This is a genomic window from Streptomyces sp. NPDC001027 (assembly GCF_040299045.1).
Lineage (GTDB): Bacteria > Actinomycetota > Actinomycetes > Streptomycetales > Streptomycetaceae > Streptomyces.
Genome location: NZ_JBEPBI010000507.1, coordinates 1 through 2301 on the forward strand (window position 1 = coordinate 1; position 2301 = coordinate 2301).

Here is a 2301-nt window from a genome sequence, read left to right on the forward strand (position 1 = left end):
GACTCTTCTGGCCCCGGGGCCGGCACCGGTTCCGGAAGCGGTTCCGGCGACTCTTCTGGCTCCGGGGCCGGCAACGGTTCCGACTGCGCTTCCGGGGCCGGCGGTGGCTGCAGGCGGGGGTGCTCGGTGGTCATACGGCCTGTCCCGGGTCGTCGATGCGGTCGAGTTGCTTGGCGAAGAACTTGGCGACGAACGCGCCGTCGATCGGGTCGGGCGCCGCCGATGTGACGCTGACCAGCACGTCTCCCACAGCGGCGGTGCAGAGCGCGATTCCCACGTCGGTGCTCTTGCCCTTGGGGCTCAGGAAGCATCGCGCGTCCGGGTGGCCCGCGATCTTCGGACCCTTGCGGAAGAAGTCCATGGCGGCGACGAAGCCGTTGAATGCCGTCGCCGACCGGCGCACGGCGGTCCGGTTCTCCTGCCTCGACAACGTGACCTCGAAGGTGATCGTGTCCTTGATGTTGTAGTCCGACCAGTCGATGGAGTAACTGCGCATCGCCATGCCCTTGATGCGCTCCTTGTCGATCACCTTCTCCAGCTTCCGGCGCGATTCGCCGGGCAGGTCCTTGATCGACTCCTTGCGCAGGGCGGTGGCCTGCGCGCCGCTGAACTCGGCGTCCGGGCCGAACTCGGCCAGGTCCGGACCGCGTTCGGAGCTGTCGGTGCCGAACGGCAGCAGCAGGGCGCTCAGCCCCGACCCCGCCGCGCCGCCCTTCTTCCCGTCCTTGCCGGCGCCCTTGTCCGGGCCCTCGGCGGTCACCGCCGGAAACTTCCAGGTCGGGCTGCCGGAGTCGCGGTCCGCGTCCCTGACGGTCACGACGGTGTAGCCGACACCGCCGACGACCGCGCAGGCCAGCAGCACGGATCCGGCCACGGCGACGACCCGGCCGACCCGACGGGCCCTGGGGGCGACGGGCTTGTCGGCGACGGGCTTGTCGGCGACGTCCTCGACCGCGGGGGTCTCGGGAGTCTCACTCACAGCTTCCCCACCTGCCGGACGGCCAGGTCCATGATCTTCGCCTTGGATATCGGCTTGCTGTCGTTGATGCGGATCTCCATCCAGACGTCCCCGCGCCAGGCGAATGCCTCCGCCGCGTACAGCGGGAGGTAGCCCGGCTTCCGGTCGGGTGAGTCGTGCACGTACGCCACTCCGTTGCCGGTGCCGGGGACGGGCCACTGGCGGGTGTCGTCCTCCTTCTCGGCCCAGGTGCGGCCGGCCTCGGCCCACTCGGCCGCCGCCAGCTGGTTCTCCTGGCGGAACTGCACGAGGTTGATCTCGACGTTGTACGTCTCGCCGACCCCCCACGACGTCGTGGCCGCACGGCGGAACTCGTCCTGGGCGAGGGCGTCGAACGCACCGCCCGGATCCTTGAACTCCATCGCGAACGACGCCAGGTCCGCCCAGCCGTCCCTGCCCACCGGAACGTCGCTGCTCTTCGCCCCCTTGGGTCGCGTGATCAGCAGCTTGCGCAGGTCGCCGTCTGTCCTGACCCGGCGGTCCTGCGCCGCCGACAGCGGCTCGGCCTCGCCCCCGGCCTGCCCCACGGCGGGCTGGGAGAGCGGCGGCAGCGCGGTGGGCGCACGGCCGGCCTGGATCACGTACCCGGTGCAGACCCCGGCGACCACCCCGAGCAGGGCGGCTGAGGCGATCATCAGCGTCGTACGACCACGCGGCCGACGGCGGCCGGGGCCAAGGTCGGAGCCAAGGTCGGGGCCGGGGTCGTCGGCCGTTTTCTCCGGATCTTCCACAAGAATCCCCCTCTGAATTCAAGCGCTTTCCACGACGCGCTTCACAGGAGACCCATGGTCAACATCGGCGGTTGTAAGGAACCTGATTACGATTCGGGTATGGCGAAGAAGCTCGTGATCAAGGTGACGGCAGGGGCCGACGCGCCCGAGCGGTGCTCTCAGGCGTTCACGGTCGCCGCGGTCGCCGTGGCCAGCGGCGTCGAGGTCTCCCTGTGGCTGACCGGGGAGTCCGCCTGGTTCGCGCTGCCGGGCCGGGCCGCGGAGTTCGAGCTTCCGCACGCGGCGCCGCTGCCCGGTCTCCTCGACGCCGTCCTGGCCGGCGGTCGTCTCACCCTGTGCACCCAGTGCGCCGCCCGCCGGGACATCACGGAGAAGGACGTCATCGACGGCGTCCGGATCGCGGGGGCGCAGGTGTTCGTCCAGGAGGCGCTGGGCGACGACACGCAGGCGCTCGTGTACTAGGAGCTGTCTTCAAATGTCACGCCCACATCAGGAGCGAGGCGAGGGTGACGGCTGCCTGGTAGGACTCGGCGGTCTTGTCGTAGCGGGTCG

At 70.3% G+C, this 2301-nt stretch carries 3 protein-coding genes; 1 reads left to right on the forward strand and 2 read right to left on the reverse strand.

The window, feature by feature from the left end:
• Positions 1-130 precede the first annotated feature (130 nt).
• Complete coding sequence (locus ABT300_RS43320) at positions 131-979, reverse strand: hypothetical protein (RefSeq protein WP_351688477.1); 849 nt, start codon at positions 977-979, stop codon at positions 131-133.
• The gene (locus tag ABT300_RS43325) at positions 976-1653 is read right to left on the reverse strand and encodes a hypothetical protein (RefSeq protein WP_351688480.1); all 678 of its coding nucleotides are present in this window, start codon (positions 1651-1653) and stop codon (positions 976-978) included. Before ABT300_RS43325 ends, ABT300_RS43320 begins: the two co-directional genes overlap by 4 nt.
• A gap of 195 nt (positions 1654-1848) precedes the next feature.
• Between ABT300_RS43325 and ABT300_RS43330 the strand changes: the two genes are divergently transcribed.
• Positions 1849-2211 (forward strand): DsrE family protein, encoded by a 363-nt coding sequence (locus ABT300_RS43330; RefSeq protein ID WP_351688483.1) that lies wholly within the window; start codon positions 1849-1851, stop codon positions 2209-2211.
• The last annotated feature ends 90 nt before the right edge of the window (positions 2212-2301 follow it).

Coding starts and splice junctions, on each gene's coding strand:
- ABT300_RS43325 (WP_351688480.1), bottom strand. CDS start 1,653: ATGATCGCCTCAGCCGCCCTGCTCGGGGTGGTCGCCGGGGTCTGCACC.
- ABT300_RS43330 (WP_351688483.1), top strand. CDS start 1,849: ATGGCGAAGAAGCTCGTGATCAAGGTGACGGCAGGGGCCGACGCGCCC.